Raw genomic sequence first — 19,361 nt, 5'->3', positions numbered from 1 at the left:
TTTCGTATGTTTACTCAAATCTCCCGCCCTTGATCTTATCCCGCTTGCGCAGCTCTTTAAGCAGCAGGACCAGGAACTGGGCATCATCTACAAGATATCTTTTCCACAGGCGTCCCGGTTCCTGGCTCAGCCGCCAGAACCATTCAAGCCCTGTTTTCTGCATAAAGTCCGGCGCCCGTTTGACGGAGCCCGAGAGGAAATCAAACGTCGCTCCCACGCCGATGGAAATCGGCGCCCGGTAGGAGGTGTAATGCCGGTAGATCCATTTCTCCTGCTTCGGTGCGCCCACACCGACGAATACAATATCCGGCTGGGTTTCGGTCAGCATTTGGATAATACGCTGATTCTCTTCCTCGTTGTGCTCAAAACCGTAGGAGGGAGAATAACAGCCGACAATGTTCATGCCGGGATAAGCCGCCTTTAAATTCTTTGTCGCCCGCTCTGGCACACCTTCCGCCGAGCCCAGAAAGAACAGCCGGTACTTTCTTTGCTCGAAGGCGTCACCCAGGCGGCTGAAGAGATCTGATCCGGAGACCTTCTGCTTCAGCGGCTTGCCCAGCATCTTCGAAGCCCAGATCAGCGGCATTCCATCCGCCACTACGGCACCCGCTTCGGAATATACCGCCCTAAACTCTTTGTCCTTGCGAAGCTTGATCACATGATCGACATTGCAGGTCAGGATGTAGGATTGATTCCTTTCCTTAATGGTCTTGTCAATGTATTCAAGCAGATCCATGAAATCATAGTTATCGAAATTGACATCGAACATATTCACTTGGTTCATCGTATCACTTCTTTTTGTGGGGAATCGGTTGGCTGTGAAGATCGATACAGGCAGTTCAGGTACCAACAGAACGGAATAATGGATTGGACCGTCGACAGCGTGTTGTCGGAAAAAGAATAAATTAGGAACGCTGCAATAAAGAGCAGATAGTAAGGTTTGACCGGCGGTGCCAAAGCTCTGTAAACCAGAAGAAACACAGCCAATAAGGAAAGCAACAGCAGGATGGCGCCGACATATCCTCCATCGAAATAAAACCGGATGTACTCGTTGTGCGGAACCACAAAGCCTTTGTACAGCGACCCGTCATTGGCTACAGTCACTGCGCCGAGTCCTCTGCCCGCAAGGGGCGAATCCTCCGCTTTGTGCAGGAAATATTCCCAGGCCTCCGCCCGTCCCGACAAATCAACACCCGTTTCGGTCGTCCGTTCGAAGGAGCGCTTCTTGATGTTGTCCAGCTGCAGATAGACAGCCGAGACAATCAGGAGAAACGAGCACAGCAGCGGAATCAGATATTGCGTTCTCCCCTTTAAGTACTGACGGGAAATGTCGTAAAAATAGTAGAGAACCATCAAAACCAGGGCTAATATCGGTCCCCGCGTTCCTGTTCCGATCAGGATTAGAAAGTTCAGCGCCAGCACGGTGTAGAAAAACTTGATATGCTGCGGGCTCCGTTTCACCTCAATAAATGCGATGCCCACTCCCATAAAAGCCAGCATAGCCAGATGCGCTGGAATGTTCGCCCCCTGTATCCGTATAGCGCCCGTGAACTCGATATCGAGAAATGAATGGATATGAGCCGCCTGCAGCACCACTCCAGCCAGCACGCTGACCAGCGGCAGCAAAGTGATGATGCGGATTTGCTTCTCAGCCACTTCTTTCTTCCAGTTGATCAGGAGAAACACGAAGGGAAGCGACAGACCGATAAAGGCTTTTATGGCAATGGATGAGCTCATCTCCGGCAGCCAGATCGAGAAGCCAAAGGTGATGAACACCAGTGCTACCATGGCCCAGAGCGGAGGACTGAGACGGAACTTCAGGCCGTTGACCAGAATGCAAGGCACCAGAAGCATCAGGATAACCAGCTTGTAGAGGGAAAGAATTTCAATCCCGAACATGCTGCCGTTATACAAGAAGTTAATGGAGATCGCTGTCGTCAACAGAACGAAATAACTGATCAGTTCAGGACGAGAGAGAGAGACAACCAGCAATATAATCAGGAGTACGGCAGCTACCGCAATTGCCGGCTGGTAAATGACCGCTGTTCCGAGGAACAGGGCAGACACCAGGTAGAGCATTCCGTATGGCAAAGCGTTGATTTTTGAGCCCCACCCAAAATTAGTCATTGTCTTCCCTCACCCCGCTGCAGATTGCCTCTTCCGGTTCCAAATCATATGAAGAGTTCCCCGAATACTCTCCAGCCGGCATCTGTTCAGAAGCTTTCTTCCCTTGCTTCTGGAGAGGATCGAATCCGCCATGATATAGACTACTTTGGCGGCCGTCTTGACCAGCAGGATCAGATTGCCCTTCACACCTTCGCTTTTCATAGCGTTGGATATGCCTTGACTGTAATATCTTTTCATAATCCAATCTTCAGTCAGACGGCCTGCCGGTACGAAATGATCGACCGCCATCTGAGGATGATAGAGAATGGAATGTCCTTCTCCCTGTATTTGACCGAATAACCAGGTCTCTTCACCGGAGAGAAGTGAATCTCCCTTTCTTCCGAGCTCCAGAGGAAACAGGCTGATGTCAAATACAAGCTTACGCATAGCCATGTTGGCTCCGCAGGGATGCAGCCGTTTCGGATATTCCCTCACCCGGTCGCCCAGATCTACAATCGTGTAAGGCAGTTCAAATGGCTTAATGAGCCATTCAGGCCGCTTACTTTCAAAGATCGGAGCGATTTTTCCGCCCATGGCCATCACTTCCGGATGTTGTTCAAAACTGTCAACAATCGTTGTTATCCAGGTTCGGCAAGGAATCGCATCATCATCAAGAAAGGCAATGATTGGCGACTTGGAAGCCAGAATCCCCGTATTTCGGGCTGCCGACAACCCCTGTACCGGTTCCAGAAGATAACGGATATCCATCTCTGCTCCTTCCGTCTCCATAAAACGTTTGGTGACGGACGCCGTATCATCCTTGGAGTGGTTATCCACCACGATGATCTCTGCCTGATGCAGATTCTCCAATGACAGCAGCGATTGAAGGGTTTTGACTAGCAAAACCGATCGGTTATAGGTGCAGATAATGATGGAAATCTTAGGTACATCTCCGTATTCAAGCATCGGCATTCACCCAATTTCCATATTTTTAATAAGCATTTTTGGACCCGAGCAGCATCAGGGCGGTTTTCGCAATGATTTTGAGATCCAGCATCGTGCTCCGGATCTGGATGTAGGTTAAATCCAGCTGCACCATCTCGTCGAAGCCGACGCTGTTTCTGGCATTTACCTGCCAATAACCTGTGCAGCCCGGTGTAACTATGAGCCGCTGCTTGTCGTATTCCGAATACTGCGCCACCTCTTCAACGAGCGGAGGACGGGGGCCAACCAGACTCATATGGCCCATCAGCACGTTCCAGAGCTGAGGCAGTTCATCAATGCTCGTCTTGCGCAGAAATCTTCCCGTCCGTGTAATCCGGGGATCATTCTTGATTTTGAACATTGCGCCGCTCACTTCGTTATAAGCCATCAGATTCGCCTTCAGCTCTTCAGCATTAGACACCATAGATCTGAACTTATACATTGGGAACAGCTTCTCTTCTTTGCCTACCCGGGTTTGCCGGAAGAACACTTTGCCTTTCGGATCCTCCAGCTTGATCAGGACAGCAACAAGAGTGAATAGCGGCAGCAGTACGAGAAGGCCAAGAGCGGAGAAAAAAATGTCGATAATCCGCTTCATCACCAGATAGGAATCCATACCTTTATTCCCTTCTTTGGCATGCAGCATGTAAAGTTTCGGCAGGACGGCCTCATAGTCTTCCGGCAGTTTTTGCATGCTCATTTCTCCTCATTCCTCCTAAAGGTTTTGTGGTTCTCCTCATTTTTAGCTAAGCGTGGTTTGTCCGGCCTTGCTGAGCCATTCCGACATGGCATCCATTACCGGATAGCGCAAGTCCTCACTCTGCAGGGCAAATTCCAATGTGGTTAAAATATATCCAAGGCGTTCGCCGACATCGTATCTCGTACCATCAAAGTTATAGGCATATACCCGCTCGCTTTGATTGAGCTTCTGGATCGCATCCGTGAGCTGAATCTCGCCGCCAGCACCTTTTTCCTGCAGGTCCAGGTATTTGAAGATCTTAGGAGTGAACACATAACGGCCCATAATGGCCAGATTGGAAGGTGCTGTACCCAGTGCCGGCTTCTCGACGAAGTTGTTAACCCGGTAGAGTCTTCCATCCTGCAAATCCGGTTCAATAATCCCGTAACGGTTAGTGAATTCATCCGGAATTTCCTGAACACCAATCACTGAGTTCTGTGTTTCTTCATATTGGTCGATCAGCTGCTTCAGGCAAGGAACCTGTCCGGTTACGATGTCATCACCGAGCATAACGCCAAAGGGCTCGTCTCCGATAAAACGTCTTGCGCACCAAACCGCATGGCCCAATCCCTTTGGTTCCTTTTGGCGGATATAGTGTATTTCTACTTTAGAGGAACGCTGAACTTCTTTAAGCAGTTCCAGCTTGCCGTCTTCCAGCAGCCGGGATTCCAGTTCGAACGCATTGTCGAAATGGTCCTCAATTGCACGTTTGCCTTTACCGGTAACGATAATGATATCCTCGATACCGGAAGCGATGGCTTCCTCTACGATGTATTGAATAGTTGGCTTGTTGATGATCGGCAGCATTTCCTTAGGCATTGCTTTCGTCGCGGGAAGGAAGCGCGTTCCTAGCCCAGCAGCAGGGATAATTACCTTTTTTACCTTTTTCATCGCACTTACCTCCTAAAAGTTTTGTGAGCTCATTTACTATGATTCATGGCAATGCCAAGAATTTTGGTTCCGGTCTGATCCATGAGCGTCTTCAGCTTGCGGAGCGCTTCACGCTTCGATTTGCCGTGCCTTGCCACGATGATGACACCGTCCGTCAGCGGGGCCAGGATTCTTGCATCACTGAACTCCACTGCCTGCGGCGAGTCGAGCAGGATAAGATCGAAGCTTGTTTTCAGCTCTTCCAGCAGAGCTGCCATTTTGTCGTTACCCAGCAGATCCGGCGGACTGACAGCGGTAATACCGGCAGGGATCACGGCCAGATTCGCCAAATTTCCGTAAACTGCGACATCTTTGGTTTCCTCAGTGCCGCCCAGATAAGCGGCAAGCCCATGGCTGCCTTCCACTTCAAACACGGAATGCAGTCCGGGATGTCTCAGGTTGCAATCCACAACGGCAACCCTCTTGCCATCCTGAACGAAAGAAACCGCCAGATTGGCCAGAATGGTCGTCTTGCCTTCTCCGCCTTCCGCTGAAGTGAAGAGCAGCACTTTTCCTGAATTTCCGCCAAGCAGTCCCAGCTGGCGGATATAGGTGCGCAGCGAGCGGAAGGATTCGGAGATATGCGAGGACGGATTCAAGTCCGTGATCAAACTTTTATTCAGCCGCAACATAAGCGCCCTCCCCTACTCTCGAATTAGCATTTGCTGCTTTACCCAAATCACGTTTGCGGATGGCAGGAATGCTTGCAATGACCGGCAGACCCAGGTCGAATTCGGCTTCCTTCTCACTCCGGAGCGTTCCATTGAGTGTTTCCATCAGCAGGATAATCCCTATTGCAGCCATCAGCGAAACTACAAAACTGATGATGATATTCATGTTGGCGCCACCGTTGATCGGTCCGGGAACATCGGTTGGGTCAGCAGGCGTCAGGAATGTTACATTATCAAGCTTCATCAGTGTCGGCAAGCTGCGGATGAACGACTGTGAAACCGCGTTTACTATCCCAGCTGCTTTACTGTAGCTTTCGTCCTGCACGCTGATATTGATGACCGAGCTTTTCTCTGAAGATTTCACCTGCAGCTTAGACGCCAGCTGGTCTTCCGTCAGATTGAATTCCGGGTGATCCGCTACAACATTCTTCATAATCGTGGGGGATTTCATGATTTCCTTATAGCTCTCGATGAGGTTAAGGCTGAAGTTTAGATTGTTTAGATTGTTGCTCTCGGGTACATTTGCGGTATTATTGACCAGCAGCTGTCCGGAGGCGGAGTAGACGGGTACGACGAAGTTCTTGCTGACGTAGAAGGTGGTGGCGCAGGAGATTAATACAAACACCATGATTAACCATAACCTTTTCTTTATCAGGTTAATGTAATCCAAAATCGTCTTTTCCACAGTAACCCTCCTTCCGCATTAATTCTGAAAGCAATCATGAAAGTTTCAGATATCTTACTTTTATTCTATCAATCCATACGACTTGCCACATGGGTCATACCATCACTTTAATCTTCACTTTCGTGTGAGTCCTATTGGCACTTTAGTGTACCTCTATGGTATACTTTAGTAGTATACGCTTGGTAAATTGTAACAACTTATGGAAGGAACCCCTACACCAAGTCATCAAATTTGCGGAAAGCGTCCAAGAAAAAACGGCCTCACCGCCCTTTTCAAAAGGAAGGCTCAGCCGTTTACGTGTAAAGTATCCCGGTTCATCTGCAGTCCGGAACCTGGAAAATAATAATTCGCACAAAAAAACACGGACCTCTAAGTCCGTGCTCCATTCTTTAAGCCATCATAGCTTATCTTAATCATACGACATTTCATATTTGGTCAGCCCGACTGCATTGGCATACAATGCTGCCTGCGTCCGGTCAGCAACCTGTAGCTTCGCCAAAATTTGGCTCACATGCTTTTTGACCGTAAATTCGCTGATGAACAGGCGCGAGGCGATTTCCCTGTTGCAGGCACCCTGACCCAGCTCAATCAGCACTTCCTTCTCTTTCGGTGTCAATTCATCTGTCGGACTGCTGCCGCTCATCCGCATTTTATCTTCCATTAGGCCGGGGTCATAATACTTTCTGCCCTTATGGACCAGTTGAATCGCAAACAGCAATTCCTCCGGCAGCGCTTCTTTCAGCACATATCCATCAACCAGCACTTCTTCTGCCTTCAGGAAATCCTCCCGGCTTGCCGATGAGGTCAGCAGAATAAACTTGCTGGTCAAACCGTGCGCACGTGCTGCTTTGATTACGTCCAGTCCCGATTCATCGGCAAGCTTCAGATCAATCAGCACAAGATCAGGCTGCGTCTCCTCAATTACAAGAAGAGCTTCTTGGCCATTCGTTGCCTCGCCGGCAAAATGCAAATTGGGCTGCATTGAAATCACAGCTGCCAATCCTCTTCTCACCAAAGGATGATCATCAACAATGACGATTTTCACTTGAACGACCTCCTGCCTAAAATTTATGCATTTTTTAATTCAGCCACACCGACAGGTATCGAAATTAAAATTTTTGTGCCTGCATTCTCACTGCTGGACAATTGAAAATCGCCCCCAAGAGACTGCGCCAGATATTGCATATTCTTCATCCCCAGTCCGCCTGTGTTATCCTCAGACTCCGTCAACAGCAGACTCGTATCAAAACCTACACCATCATCGATTATGGAAAGTCTTATCCATTTTGGCTTAAGTGACAGTTCAACATCCACCCGGCTGGCCGCACCATGACGAATGGCATTGCCGGTCGCTTCAGAGATAATCCGGAAAAGCGCCTTGTGGTAGGGATACGGGAGACTGAAGTCATCACCCGTGATCTTTAGTTCAATCTCCACATCATTCAGTCTGGACAAGCTCTTCAGATGAGACCTTACCATACCCAGCCAGGTTGGACCGCCGCTCTTCTTGGAGCTAAGACTGTAGATTGTAATTCTCAGCTCCTTGGCCACCTTGGTCGCCGAATCATGGATAAGCTCTATCTGCTCCTCCAGCTCGGAATCAGACATTTTCGGCCAGGTCTGCTTTAGCGAGTGAGTGGCATAGACGATGCCGAATAAACTCTGTGAGACACTGTCATGCATTTCATCCGCAATCCGGTTCTGCTCATTCGTGATGATCAGCCGGTTCTCGATGACACCCAGCTCATGGCGTTCAAGAATAATTGCACTAAGCTCCGACAGAAACATCAACTGCTGGATATACCACCGGCGGCCTTCAAGGCCTTCCGAGGACTCCAGCTTCACGCCGATCATGCCAACAAAGCGGGTGCTCATTCTCACCGGCATCAGCAAAAAATCTCCGAGCCCCGGCAGGCTCTTGAATACAGGCTCGCGCTGTAATCTCCATTCATGCTCATGCTTCTCCAGCTCCGAGAAAAGAAAACGTTCCTCTTCCTGCTGCCAGCCGGTCTGCCGGCTCTGCGGTGCAGGCTCACCGCTCTTCTTGGCGAACCAGAACAAGGCTCTGTCAAGTTTGGTAAGCTTTACCACATAATCCGTAATAACCTGGCCTATGTTCATGAAGTCATGCTGGCTTGATGTTTCCACGATATGATAGAGCGATTTAATGTGCTCCATGGTTTCATTGGTCCGCGCGTTTGCTTCTTCCCGCTGCCGCTTGATCCTGTTAACCATCTGCATAATTATAACCGTAAGTACCAGTGCTAGAAACAGGTTGCCATTTGCCAATGCAGCTTCAGCTAAAGTTTTTCCGGCAGAATTAAGAAAAACATAACAAAATACTGCGAATATACCAATGTATCCAAGCAGCAAACTCCATCCGAAATAGATGGATAACGAACCCGCAGCGATCAGCACAGGGTTAAGCACATACAGTCTAAAGGAGCTGTCATATGCACCGGTTAACAGCGTCAGTGCAATAATACCCGCCATTTCTACACTTACAGCTGCCATAAGGACACGCGGTTTATTCCGGAACCTCCGGTAATACATAGTGAATAGTTGGGCAAATAAGAACAAAATTATTATTAAAAGGGATTTATTAATTACGGAAGGTCCCGTGTGGTCCAGGAGGTACATCAGAGATGTGAGGGACAAAGAAAAGTATCTGTAAAATGCTATCATCTTGTCTTCCGCAGTTGTTTTGATTTTCATCCCACCACCCTATTCTCCATTTTTTGGAAAATTCGAGCTTATTTAAGCTTTGTTAAAAGCATCATACATGAGAAAAATCACAATAACAAGTTTCACTATTTACTGACAGCGTTTTCTTTTCAAATAAATAACAGAATATCATTCATTTTTTTTCGGAGTTTCACTCAGAGTTATCCATATCTCCAAAAGATAGCGTATTCACTTTCAAAAATGGGTGAACAGGCACGTTAAACAGCCTGTCCGCTGAGTGGACAGGCTGTTCGGCTGATATATGAATCAGATGCATCATTAGACCAGTCATTCCGCATTATATTCGGCTGCAGCTGGGAAGGATGTATGCAACTCAGTTAGATTACAGATACAAATTTGATAGCGCTGTTCGCCAACGATATGATACCCGGTGGACAAAATGCGTACGGAGCGGTTTGTTTGTACGTCCACCTTATGGAGACTGCGGCAACTGATGCAGTAAAATTCCCTCATGGCTTCATCTCCGGCATAACATAGTCTTTAAGAACTATCACAAAAATTACTAATATTATCTAGATAATAACATTTAATTTTTGTGAGTGTCAACATAAAGCTGCATGATCCGACATTCATCCGCAACAAAAGAAGAAATATGTCGTCTTATATATAGATACTCCAAAATTGCCAAGAAATAAAAACGATCATTATAATGCACGATACCACATATTACCTTTGCCTGCAGGGAGCCGTTTAGCAGCAAATCCACTTGCGAATGAGGCCAAAAGTCCCTCTACCGTGGCACCTTGCGATCTACGTATTGTACTGGGTAAGGACTGATTATATAATCCATGACCTTGGACGTACTTTGCATTCCTTACTCTGTTTAGGAGTGATATGGTTGTTAGGAAGATGATCATATTCTACATGAATAAGAGGTGTCCACACTATGCCTGAAATTCGCACTTTACAGCTGCTTCCCCATCCACGGACAATCACGCGCTCTGAAGGCTACTTCCGCCTTCCGGCCAAAGCAAGCATTGTTCTCTCCGGTGAGGCGAACCGTTCCGTTCTCCCGGCAGCCCGTAAGCTTCAGCTTGTCATTTCTCAAGTTCTTCAGCTCAGCCTGCCTTTGTCAGTAGGTACACGTCCGGCCGTTTCCTCCGCATGCAGCTTTAGCTACAACCGCCTGCTGCCTGCAGGAGGTTATGAGCTTGTCATCGAAGAGCATGGAATCTTCATTACTTACAGCTCTCCTGAAGGAGCCTATTATGCAGTGGCAACCCTGAAACAGATTCTGGAACAATCCGGCAGAAATATGCCCTGTCTGCATATCCGGGATGAACCGGACTTTGCCGCAAGAGGACTGATGATTGATATCAGCCGCAACAAAACGCCCAAACTCGAAACCCTTTACCGGATCGTTGATCTTATGGCCGATCTGAAGCTGAACCAACTACAGTTATATATAGAAGGTTCTCCTTTTGCCTATGAGTCGTTCCCCCAGGTTTGGGAGCTCGAAACACCTATAACCGGTGAAGAAATTCTGCTGCTCGATGCTTACTGCCGCGAACGTTATATCGAGCTGGTTCCCAACCAGAACAGCTTCGGCCATATGGAAGGATGGCTGACCCGGCCGGAATTCAACGCACTGGCCGAAAGTCCTGAGGGGTTCATGCTGCCAGACCATATGTATGACAGTGATTTATATCCGGATGGGCTTTTCATGGAGCCGGGCACCTTCGATACTGAAGACCCTAAAGTACTCGAGCTGCTGGGCACAATGTATGATGACCTTCTTCCTTATTTCACCTCGAATCAGTTCAACGTTGGCTGCGACGAGACTTATGAACTGGGACTTGGCAAAAGCAAAGCCGCGGCAGATGCAGCAGGCAAAGGCACGCTCTACTTGTCATTTCTGCAGAAGATTCATGAGCTCGTTGTACAGCGGGGAAAAACGATGCAGTTCTGGGGTGATATTATCATCCAGCATCCTGAGCTGATCCCCCAGCTGCCAAAAAATATTATTGCCATGGAATGGGGTTACAGCGCAGACCACCCGTTCGAAGCGGACACCCTGAAATTCCGCGAAGCGCAAATCCCGTTCTATGTCTGCCCGGGAACCAGCTCCTGGAATTCCCTTACCGGACGCACCGGCAATATGCTCGCCAACTTGCATAACGCCGCTGTACACGGCAAGAACAACGGGGCTATCGGCTACCTCATTACGGACTGGGGTGATTTCGGCCATTGGCAGCATCTTCCGGTGAGTTATGCCGGATTTGTCTACGGCGCTGCGCTGGCCTGGAATGTCGACAACAATCTTGATGCCGATGTTGCAGGATATCTGAATACCTCGGTCTTTCACGACCGTTCGGAGAAGATTGGGCAATTGCTGCTCGATCTTGGAAATTACTACAAGCTTGAATCCGGCATTTCCCGCCCCAATGATTCAGAAATGTCCATGCTGATGCGCAGTAATCTGTACAATATCGGGATCGGAAATAAACTCACCGCTGAGCATTTCGATAATCTGGAGCAGTACATCAGCCGTATTGAGGATCAGCTTGAAGATCTTGCGCTGGAATGCACGGATGCCGAACTTGTCATCCAAGAGCTTGAGAACGGCATTCATTTTGTAAAACATGCCGTGCAGCTTGGCCGCATCAAACAGCTGCTGGCTGCGGGACCTGCCGGAATTGATCCGGCACTGGTGGACCACCAGATCCATGATCTCGACCTCCTGCTGCATCATTACCGGCAATTATGGACCCGGCGCAACCGGCTCGGCGGCTTGGAGAAGAGTGTCGCGAAACTTCTCCGGCTGCGCGGCGAGTATACACAATTAGCTGCACAACTATCCGGTTCGCAGCCGTTGTAAGCTCGTACGATTACATGCCAAAAAGCACGGCAGGCGGAAACATCTCCGCCCAGCCGTGCTTTTGAATTACATCTGCTGCTTCAGCCCTGCTCTGACCACGGCTGGCTATGGGAAGTAACCGTTTCTCCGCTCGCCGCCGCCTGCTCCAGCAGCAGTGCCAAATACTGATCCTGGCACCCTTCGGCCAAACTGTAGAAAGAAGGTCCTCCTTGAACATGTCTCTGCATTCGGACAAGGCTCTCTGCAATGGCAATTTCATCGTCCGTGAGCCGGGCCGGGGCAAAGGGATTCCGGTACAGCCATTCGCCGTCTCCCATAATCCCTTTGAGATAAAAGCCCTCCAGGTTTCCGCCATGCCCGGCATCCATCCGCCGCAGCTTGCAGTAGAGCGGCGTATCATAGCTCTGGAGCCAGGACACCTCATCGTTCAACAGTTCCCCCCGCTCCCCGCGCACCAAAATCCGGTTGCCGCGGATCCATGAAAAATACTGGTCGCCGCTGAAATCGAACACACCTAGCCGGGTTCCAAAATCCAGAGTGGCCAGCATCTGCCCCGTCTGAACCATCACCTCGGCAACCGGAGGTCCGCTTCGCTGCGGTCCCTTTATAATAGAAGAACAAAAATTCTGTGCACGAATTATTGGATTCTCGAAGCCGATGCCCAGCAGCTGCCGGATGAGGCTGATTCCGTGATATCCGTGTGCAGCCGATACCTGGGCCTGGCTGATCGTGCCAAGCCTGCCGGAAGCGGCCAGCTTGATTCTTGCCGCATGCATCGGCTGGAACAGATACTGCTCGGCAATCTGGATGACGGCGGAACGGCCCACCCTATTCCATAGCTCCGTCAACTGTTCCAGATCTGGCGCTGGCGGCGTCTCCGCAAGCACCGGAATACCCGCTTCCGCCAGCCGGATGATATACGCTTTGCTGACCTCGCGTTTCAGACTAATTACCGCAAAGGAATAAGTACCCGCTGAGATAAACTCTTCAATTGAAGTGTAGACCTTCACTCCCCACTCCCTGCTTAGGACATAGGCTTTCTCCTTATTGCGCACAAACATGGCGCCCACAGCGAATTGTTCCGGCAGCTGTTTGGCAATACGCAGATAGAACTCCGCCCGCCAGCCGCCGCCGGCCAGCCCAAACACAATCTTCTCCATGTCCATCCCCCTTTAGCAATTCTCAATCCGTGGATAAGATGAATTATAGTACTCCATTACTATATCACCCCATAAATTATCATTGAAATCCCAGGTTAGTAGGACTATAATCATGACGGATAACCCCATTTTTTCTAAAAAAAATAAAATATTGACAGGGGAGCAGCCTATGGATTGGCTTCATGAGTACGATGAGGAGCTCCGCGCGGTATTTGGCGATGCCAGTGTCATCATCACAGGATTTCCAGAACCGCTTCGTACACAAGGTTTGGCCTATCTTCATCAGTTTAACGTATTTAAAGCAGGAAGCCACAAAAATTACATATGTTATTTACTCCCGTTCTGGCTGCGCTCAGAATACGGTCTTACGTCAGAGCAAGTGCATCAGATGTCGCTGGGGAACGTCTTAATTATGCTCTATTTCTTCCTGCAGGATGATCTGATGGACAGCAAAGAGCCAACCGCCGCAGAGCAGCTGCCGCTTGCCAACCTGCTGTACGTGGAATTTCTCCATATTTACCGGCCTCTTTTCGCCCCGGACTCCTCGTTCTGGTCCTATTTCAAACGTTATCTTTTTGAATGGGCAGACAGTGTGGCAGGCGAGGCCAGCAGTGACTATTTCCTGAACGACCGTGTCAAAATTGCCCACAAAGCCAGTCCGCTTAAGCTCTGCAGTACAGCCGTCCTGCTACTTTCGGATCATGCTTTTCTAATTGCGGATTCGGAAGAGATGCTGCATAAGGTACTGATTACACTGCAAATGCTTGATGATTACGAGGATTGGGAGCAGGATTTGGCGGAGGGCAGCTATAATTGCCTGCTGTCTCTGGCCCGTTGCCAGCTTCAGGAGGGTCAAGGCCCGCTTACAGCGGGGAAGGTCAAAGATTTCATCTTTACGGAAGGCGGGCTGGCGTCCTACGCTGAAACAGCGCTCGCCAACCACAGCAAACTCGCAGAATACCGGCTGAAGGCTCCCCATCTGGTAGCTTTCCACCATGTGCTGGTCCAGAATCTCCAGCATATCGCAGCAGCTATCGAAGCAGAGAAACAGCTTTTGCAGGGAGGAGGACTCAGCTACTGGTTATCCAAAAATAGGAATACATAATAAGCACTGCAACTCTATTATGATGATAGAAATAGCAATAGATTAATATAAAATCCTATGTTATGCTCATGAGGTAAATATAACCATTCAGGGGAAGGGTGATTATTTTGTCAGAAGCAATTCTTAGAAATCAAGTGATTCAGAAAGCATGGGAAGATCCAAGTTTCAAGCAGAAGCTGCTCTCAGACCCAAAAGCAGCCCTCAAAGAAGCACTAGGCATCAATCTTCCCGACCATATTACGCTCAAGACGGTAGAGGAAGGCTCCAATGAGTTCTATCTGGTTATTCCTCCCAGTCCATCTTCAGGCATACTGAAGACCGACGTTACTACACTCGGTTCTTGGTAGAACAACAGGTTTAAGAGTTCATAAGGAGTTGGAATCATCCGGAGCTTCTGCCAGCGGCAGAATGATGATGGATTCGGTTCCTGCTCCTTTTTTGCTTATAATGCGGACTTCACCATTCATGGCCTCAATGATGCGGAAAGTGACCATAAGTCCCAGGCCTGTGCCCTTCGACTTGTTCGAGAAATACGGCTCGCCAAGCCGGTTCAATACGCCCGGTTCCATTCCCTCCCCGTTATCCTTCACATGAATATACACCCTGTCCCCTTTGGCATATACCGACATATGAATGGTCCCTTCCTCCCCGAGAGACTCGATACTATTCTTGATGATATTAATAAAAGCCTGCTTGAATTTGGAGGAGTTGCCCTTCACCCAACAATGTTCCTTCACGTCCAGCACCATCTTGCCCCCGTTCAAATGGCATAGCGGAAGCAGGATGCTCTCGATATGCTTGAATTCATCATGAACATTAAGAATCGAGACCTGCTCGAATTCCGGTTTGGCAAAGGTCAGGAAATCCGTAATGATGTTCGCTGCGCGGTCCAGCTCGCTAAGGGCCATGAACAGAAATCTCTGCTCATCTCCGTTCGATTTCTCCATCAGCAGCTGCAAAAATCCTCGCGTAACCTGAAGCGGATTGCGGACTTCATGTGCTACGGATGCAGCAAGCTCGCTGATAATCTCCATTTTTTCCGAACGCTGCAGTTCATTGTTGAACAGCTCCAGCTCCCGGGAATATTTGACCACCTGCTGATGGTTCAGGGCCAGCCTGCGGCCGAGAATAATAATGAGCGAGAGAATGAACACAACCAGCGCCCATTTCCAGTAGAACAGATCATAATTGCCTTGGCGGATATAATACCACACCAGCTCGGCTACTCCAGTAAAGGCTGCAGTTCCGAAGCCGATGGCAAAAATGATCGCATCCTTATTTCCCTTCAAAGAATAGATAATGACACAGGCAATGAGGAGAATGAATTGAAGGATCATTAGAAATCCGATGATAGTGACTGATATAAAATAGTACAGTTCAACAAAGCGGTTATCCGACAGTCCATTGATCACTAGACAAACGATGCAAAATAAAGAATATGCTGTCTGGAATTTGCGGAACTTACGGATGATGCCAAACCTTCCGCCGCCGAATATTTTCTCAAACAGATAGGTCAGCGCAGGCAGAAGCGACAGTAACGCCAAATCCAGAAAGACTATGCTCACCGGACCTAAATAGCTGTAAAAGGTATAAATAAACGGGGAATACGTGATCGACAGCACTCCGGTGGAGGCAATGACGATAGATAAAGAGGCCGCTATCGAAAAGTAATCCTTGTTGAGATAAAACGCGCACACAAACAGGACTATCGCCACAAACAAAAAGGCACCGCCCAGAATAACGTCGATAAGCCCGTTTTTGATATAGTCCTTAATCAGAACTCCGTGTTCCCCAATGATCACTTGATCCTTGATACCGATCCGATCCTTAAGCGTTTCAGTCCATATGTACAGATTCTTCCCGTTGTCCCCGCTGCTTAGGGGCACGAGCAGTGAATAATTATCCTTAATATAACTGCGGTCAGCTTCAAAGATGAGGCGATCCTCCATGTACACTTTTACATGCAGTGCATATAACGTATCGATATAGACTGCAGGTGAGACATATTTGAATTCCGGAAGCGAAATGCGTGTCCATACAGAAGAGATTCCGTCTGGAAGCTCCGGTGTTTTCTGGCCGGAGCCGGCGCTCAGCCACTCTTCTTTATCGGAAACAGGAACTTGATGTCCTGTATCCCCCGCCTTGCTGCCCCATTTGATTTGCCAATTTGTGATTTCTTTAGAAGCATAATGACTTTCCGCTGATACCGTGAGCGAACCGCAGATCATAAAAAGTAAAAAAAATGCTGCTACTATATGTAAACTTTTGACGATCAAGCGCATGTAAGCACCTCAGAAGAAAGTTTCAGAAACAAAGTGTTCTGTATTGGTATTATTTCGCGCTGGCCGTTGCCTATCCCTTCATAAAAACGAAATTTACCAAAAAAATTCTAAATTTTTCCGGCTGATGGCAATTTAACAATCACTTCGGTACCTTCATCTTTTGTACTGTGAAATTGAATGGACCCGTCCATCGCTTCTATAATACGGAAGGTAACCATGAGCCCGAGCCCTGTTCCCTTGGTTTTATTCGAATAGTACGGCTCTCCCAGCCGGGCAAGTTCGCTAACCCTCATGCCTTCCCCGTTATCCTGCACACTGATAATAATATGCTGACCTGATTTCCAGGCGGTTACTTGAATCAGCCCATCCTCCTGAAGCGATTCAATGCTGTTCTTGATCAAATTGATAAAAGCCTGTTTAAACTTGGAGGCGCTGCCCTTCACTTGAAGATCGCTTTGCAGGCGGAGCTCTATCTCACCACCCTGCAGATTGGCCAGTGGCATCAAAATGCCGGACACATGCTTCAGTTCCTCCGAAACCTCAAATACATCCACGGTTTCCTGCCCCGGTTTGGCGAAGGTCAGAAAATCCGTAATAATCAAGGAAGCCCGGTCCAGCTCCTCCATTGCCATTTCCAGGTACTCCTTTTCCTTCTTGCCGGAGCGTTCACCCAGAATCTGCAGAAAACCCCGGGTTACCTGCAGCGGATTGCGAACCTCATGGGCAACCGAAGCAGCGAGCTCACTGATGATCTCCATCTTCTCCGAGCGCTGCAGATCGTTGTTGAATTTCTCCAGATCCCGGGAGTATTCCACGGTCTGTTCATAATTCCGGGCCAGCCTTCTCCCGAGGATAATGATCAGAGAAAGGAGGAACCCAACCACTCCCCATTTCCACCAATACAAATGGTATCTATGTGTGGATGAAAAGTACAGGATCAGCTCACTAAGCGAAGGAACCGCGAAAATAACAAAGCCTATCGTGAAGATAAGAGCTTCCCGGTTGCCTCTAAGAGCATGAATAACCGCAAAAACCAGCAAGTAAAAGAATTGCAGGATCATCATGATGCCGATCACTTGAACACTCATCAGTCTATACAGGTGATCCAAGCGGTAGGAAAGTAATATATTCAGCAGCAGAAAGCCGAGACTGAATCCCGAATAAAGCAGTTGAAAATTACGAAACCGGACCAGCCACAGACTTTTTCCACGTCCGAATATCCGTTCAAAATACAAGGTAAATGCCGGCAGAAGTATGAGTAAAGCCAGATCAAAACAAACCTCAATCCATTGGTCATGGCCGTGCAAGACGAGCTGCAAAAAAGGTGAGTAGGTGATCAGCAGCATACCGAAGGAAGCTATAACAAGCACAAGCCATAAGCCGCCCGAGAAAAATTCCAGCCTGAAAAACAGCAGGCACATCAACAGCGCAACAGCCATAAATATTAGGGCCGCACCGATGACAAGATCGATCAGATTCTGTTTAACATAATGGGCAAGGAGCTTGTCATAATTCCCTACCCTGATGCCGCCTTCTATACCGAAATCTTTGCTGCCGCCGCTGCTCCACAAATAAAGCTGGCCGCTTTTATCTTCTGCTGACAAAGGAATCAGCACTTTGCTGCCATTATAATTGACCATATCTGCCGAATCGTAAATAAGAACGTTATTCTTGTAAGCTTTAAGCGTATTTCCATACACTTTATCTATAAGCAGTGCCGAATTTGCCGCTGTCGGAGGTAAAGTGAAGCGTATCCAGGCTCCTGTCATCCCTTCATTGGTGAGCGGCCTGGATGAACTTGCTGTCTGCTTTATCCAATCCTCATCAGGTGCAGACGCAGCCTCTTCAACATCCTGTATATTTGAACTTCCCCACTTCAGCTCCCATTCCGGCAAGGCAACGCCTGACCGCTCGTCCCACTCCATGACGATACCGATAGGCACTATAGCGATCAAAAGCAGCAGCATGAATATCGCAACTACTCTCTTTGATGATGGCAACTTCATCTTGGCTCCTCAATAAATCATTAGTGGTATTTATATAGTTCATATGATTCTTATTTTCGACAACCTTCGCACTATACCTGCCTAATCTTGCAAAAAACCTCGAATTAAGTAGTTTACCCTTGGTTACACGGTTAAATGGCGCCTGGATTGAATATATTAAGATCAGGCTAAGAATCTCCTCTATACCCGTTCTAATTTCTAATGGACAAGCTGCTCCGGGGTGTAACAGATTCGGCGCCGGATAAACGGGTAAAGAACTATTATAGAAGTCGAGGAGGATAGGCTATGGACAAGAAGGAGAACATCACCGCGGGCCAACCCTCTGATGAAGATGGGCTGGTAACCGAGCGGGATATCGATGAACAGTTCGGCCTGTTTCAGGAAGGGTCATTTCCCGGCGCCCTGCCGGACGACGACCAGCAAGCAGCAATTGACCATGCTGTTCCTAAAAAGGGACAGACTTAAGCAAAGGAGTTGAACGGCTATGGGTAATGAATTTAATAAAACTGAAGCCGATTTTGCATATGAGCGTTATACAAAGATGGGAGAACGCTCCCCGGAGCAGGATATTCCGCTGGAAGAACTGCGTCCGCTCGGCACGATTACCGAACAGAGCACAAGCGGCAGCGGCACGGATCAGGAAGACAGACGGCCGCTCGAATCTGCATTTACCAGCCATGAACCCGTCGGTGCCGCTCCCATTGATTTCGATGGCGTAGTGGATGACGGTGCCGATCCGGCGCTCGTAGAAGACCACATTCTGGCTGCTGACATAGGCCTCAGTGCACCTGAACCTGCTCTTCGTCCGCGGGCTGAACGGCACGGAGAGATAGCCGCTTCACCGGGAACCGGGCGGGATGAGCTACTTGAATCCGATGCCGTCTTAGCCGCCGGGGCTGCAGGACTGACGGGCAGCGTCATTGATTATGCCGGTGACGACGAAATTCTGGACGATGAGGAAGAGGATCTGCCACTGGAGGATATTCCCGACGCCGACGAGCTTCAGCCCGGAACTGCTGTGGACCCTGCCTCACCTCCCCTGGATGTAATGCCCGGGACCGATGTCCTGAACGGATCGAACGGAGAAGAAGAATAATGTAGGACTGACGCCAAGCGCCGCCGGAAGTTGT

At 48.7% G+C, this 19,361-nt stretch carries 17 protein-coding genes; 5 read left to right on the top strand and 12 right to left on the bottom strand.

All coding sequences use genetic code 11. The annotated features are described in order from the left end of the window. Positions 1–10: 10 nt before the first annotated feature. The 9 genes from ACAN56_RS16030 to ACAN56_RS15990 form a co-directional block, all read right to left on the bottom strand. Positions 11–784: a WecB/TagA/CpsF family glycosyltransferase gene (locus ACAN56_RS16030; RefSeq protein ID WP_038586496.1), complete on the bottom strand. Its 774-nt coding sequence runs from the start codon at positions 782–784 to the stop codon at positions 11–13. Next, positions 781–2,127: an O-antigen ligase family protein gene (locus tag ACAN56_RS16025; RefSeq protein WP_038586493.1), complete on the bottom strand. Its 1,347-nt coding sequence runs from the start codon at positions 2,125–2,127 to the stop codon at positions 781–783. Before ACAN56_RS16025 ends, ACAN56_RS16030 begins: the two co-directional genes overlap by 4 nt. Positions 2,128–2,136: 9 nt before the next feature. Then, entirely contained in the window at positions 2,137–3,078 is a 942-nt protein-coding gene (locus ACAN56_RS16020) for a glycosyltransferase (RefSeq protein WP_256718070.1), read from the bottom strand. 19 nt (positions 3,079–3,097) lie between these two features. After that, positions 3,098–3,790: a sugar transferase gene (locus ACAN56_RS16015; protein WP_038586491.1), complete on the bottom strand. Its 693-nt coding sequence runs from the start codon at positions 3,788–3,790 to the stop codon at positions 3,098–3,100. A gap of 42 nt (positions 3,791–3,832) precedes the next feature. Then, a complete protein-coding gene (gene galU / locus ACAN56_RS16010) occupies positions 3,833–4,720 on the bottom strand; it encodes a UTP--glucose-1-phosphate uridylyltransferase GalU (RefSeq protein ID WP_038586488.1) in 888 nt (295 codons plus the stop codon). Positions 4,721–4,749: 29 nt separating this feature from the next. Further along, positions 4,750–5,391 (bottom strand): CpsD/CapB family tyrosine-protein kinase, encoded by a 642-nt coding sequence (locus tag ACAN56_RS16005; RefSeq protein ID WP_038586485.1) that lies wholly within the window; start codon positions 5,389–5,391, stop codon positions 4,750–4,752. Next, on the bottom strand, positions 5,375–6,115 hold the full coding sequence (locus ACAN56_RS16000) for a YveK family protein (protein ID WP_038586482.1): 741 nt from the start codon (positions 6,113–6,115) through the stop codon (positions 5,375–5,377). The genes ACAN56_RS16005 and ACAN56_RS16000 overlap by 17 nt, the downstream gene beginning before the upstream one ends. A 409-nt stretch (positions 6,116–6,524) precedes the next feature. Further along, positions 6,525–7,160 (bottom strand): response regulator, encoded by a 636-nt coding sequence (locus ACAN56_RS15995; protein ID WP_038586479.1) that lies wholly within the window; start codon positions 7,158–7,160, stop codon positions 6,525–6,527. A 23-nt stretch (positions 7,161–7,183) separates the two neighbouring features. After that, positions 7,184–8,608 carry a sensor histidine kinase gene (locus tag ACAN56_RS15990; RefSeq protein ID WP_231578377.1) on the bottom strand — a complete coding sequence of 475 codons (1,425 nt, stop codon included), beginning with the start codon at positions 8,606–8,608 and terminating at the stop codon, positions 7,184–7,186. Positions 8,609–9,746: 1,138 nt separating this feature from the next. Between ACAN56_RS15990 and ACAN56_RS15985 the strand changes: the two genes are divergently transcribed. Then, entirely contained in the window at positions 9,747–11,678 is a 1,932-nt protein-coding gene (locus ACAN56_RS15985) for a beta-N-acetylhexosaminidase (protein ID WP_379144080.1), read from the top strand. A gap of 80 nt (positions 11,679–11,758) precedes the next feature. On the opposite strand, the gene ACAN56_RS15980 is transcribed toward ACAN56_RS15985, so the two are convergent. After that, entirely contained in the window at positions 11,759–12,838 is a 1,080-nt protein-coding gene (locus ACAN56_RS15980; protein WP_379144077.1) for a Gfo/Idh/MocA family protein, read from the bottom strand. A 169-nt stretch (positions 12,839–13,007) separates the two neighbouring features. On the opposite strand from ACAN56_RS15980, the gene ACAN56_RS15975 reads away from it, so the two are divergent. Both ACAN56_RS15975 and ACAN56_RS15970 read left to right on the top strand, forming a co-directional pair. Next, positions 13,008–13,943, top strand: coding sequence for a hypothetical protein (locus tag ACAN56_RS15975; protein ID WP_038586471.1), 936 nt, complete (start codon positions 13,008–13,010; stop codon positions 13,941–13,943). Positions 13,944–14,047: 104 nt separating this feature from the next. Next, complete coding sequence (locus tag ACAN56_RS15970) at positions 14,048–14,290, top strand: NHLP leader peptide family RiPP precursor (RefSeq protein WP_038598665.1); 243 nt, start codon at positions 14,048–14,050, stop codon at positions 14,288–14,290. Positions 14,291–14,308: 18 nt separating this feature from the next. Here the strand turns inward: ACAN56_RS15970 and ACAN56_RS15965 are convergent, their stop codons facing one another. Further along, the gene (locus ACAN56_RS15965) at positions 14,309–16,219 is read right to left on the bottom strand and encodes an ATP-binding protein (RefSeq protein WP_379144074.1); all 1,911 of its coding nucleotides are present in this window, start codon (positions 16,217–16,219) and stop codon (positions 14,309–14,311) included. A 113-nt stretch (positions 16,220–16,332) separates the two neighbouring features. Then, positions 16,333–18,225, bottom strand: a complete 1,893-nt coding sequence (locus ACAN56_RS15960; RefSeq protein ID WP_197073652.1) for a sensor histidine kinase — start codon at positions 18,223–18,225, stop codon at positions 16,333–16,335. A gap of 291 nt (positions 18,226–18,516) precedes the next feature. Between ACAN56_RS15960 and ACAN56_RS15955 the strand changes: the two genes are divergently transcribed. Continuing rightward, positions 18,517–18,696: a hypothetical protein gene (locus ACAN56_RS15955; protein WP_038586461.1), complete on the top strand. Its 180-nt coding sequence runs from the start codon at positions 18,517–18,519 to the stop codon at positions 18,694–18,696. Between the two features lie 19 nt (positions 18,697–18,715). After that, positions 18,716–19,327, top strand: coding sequence for a hypothetical protein (locus tag ACAN56_RS15950; RefSeq protein WP_038586459.1), 612 nt, complete (start codon positions 18,716–18,718; stop codon positions 19,325–19,327). The last annotated feature ends 34 nt before the right edge of the window (positions 19,328–19,361 follow it).

Source organism: Paenibacillus paludis, from assembly GCF_042610515.1.
Lineage (GTDB): Bacteria > Bacillota > Bacilli > Paenibacillales > Paenibacillaceae > Paenibacillus_AQ.
Note: the sequence above shows the minus strand (reverse complement) of the source record. Positions and strands in the feature narration are given on the sequence as shown.

Bases quoted from the DNA above. Each gene is read 5' to 3' on its own strand.
- ACAN56_RS16015 (WP_038586491.1), bottom strand. From the start codon at position 3,790: ATGAGCATGCAAAAACTGCCGGAAGACTATGAGGCCGTCCTGCCGAAA.
- ACAN56_RS15985 (WP_379144080.1), top strand. From the start codon at position 9,747: ATGCCTGAAATTCGCACTTTACAGCTGCTTCCCCATCCACGGACAATC.
- ACAN56_RS15950 (WP_038586459.1), top strand. From the start codon at position 18,716: ATGGGTAATGAATTTAATAAAACTGAAGCCGATTTTGCATATGAGCGT.
- galU (WP_038586488.1), bottom strand. From the start codon at position 4,720: ATGAAAAAGGTAAAAAAGGTAATTATCCCTGCTGCTGGGCTAGGAACG.
- ACAN56_RS15955 (WP_038586461.1), top strand. From the start codon at position 18,517: ATGGACAAGAAGGAGAACATCACCGCGGGCCAACCCTCTGATGAAGAT.
- ACAN56_RS16005 (WP_038586485.1), bottom strand. From the start codon at position 5,391: ATGTTGCGGCTGAATAAAAGTTTGATCACGGACTTGAATCCGTCCTCG.
- ACAN56_RS15980 (WP_379144077.1), bottom strand. From the start codon at position 12,838: ATGGAGAAGATTGTGTTTGGGCTGGCCGGCGGCGGCTGGCGGGCGGAG.
- ACAN56_RS15990 (WP_231578377.1), bottom strand. From the start codon at position 8,608: ATGGCGGGTATTATTGCACTGACGCTGTTAACCGGTGCATATGACAGC.
- ACAN56_RS16025 (WP_038586493.1), bottom strand. From the start codon at position 2,127: ATGACTAATTTTGGGTGGGGCTCAAAAATCAACGCTTTGCCATACGGA.
- ACAN56_RS16030 (WP_038586496.1), bottom strand. From the start codon at position 784: ATGAACCAAGTGAATATGTTCGATGTCAATTTCGATAACTATGATTTC.
- ACAN56_RS16020 (WP_256718070.1), bottom strand. From the start codon at position 3,078: ATGCCGATGCTTGAATACGGAGATGTACCTAAGATTTCCATCATTATC.
- ACAN56_RS15975 (WP_038586471.1), top strand. From the start codon at position 13,008: ATGGATTGGCTTCATGAGTACGATGAGGAGCTCCGCGCGGTATTTGGC.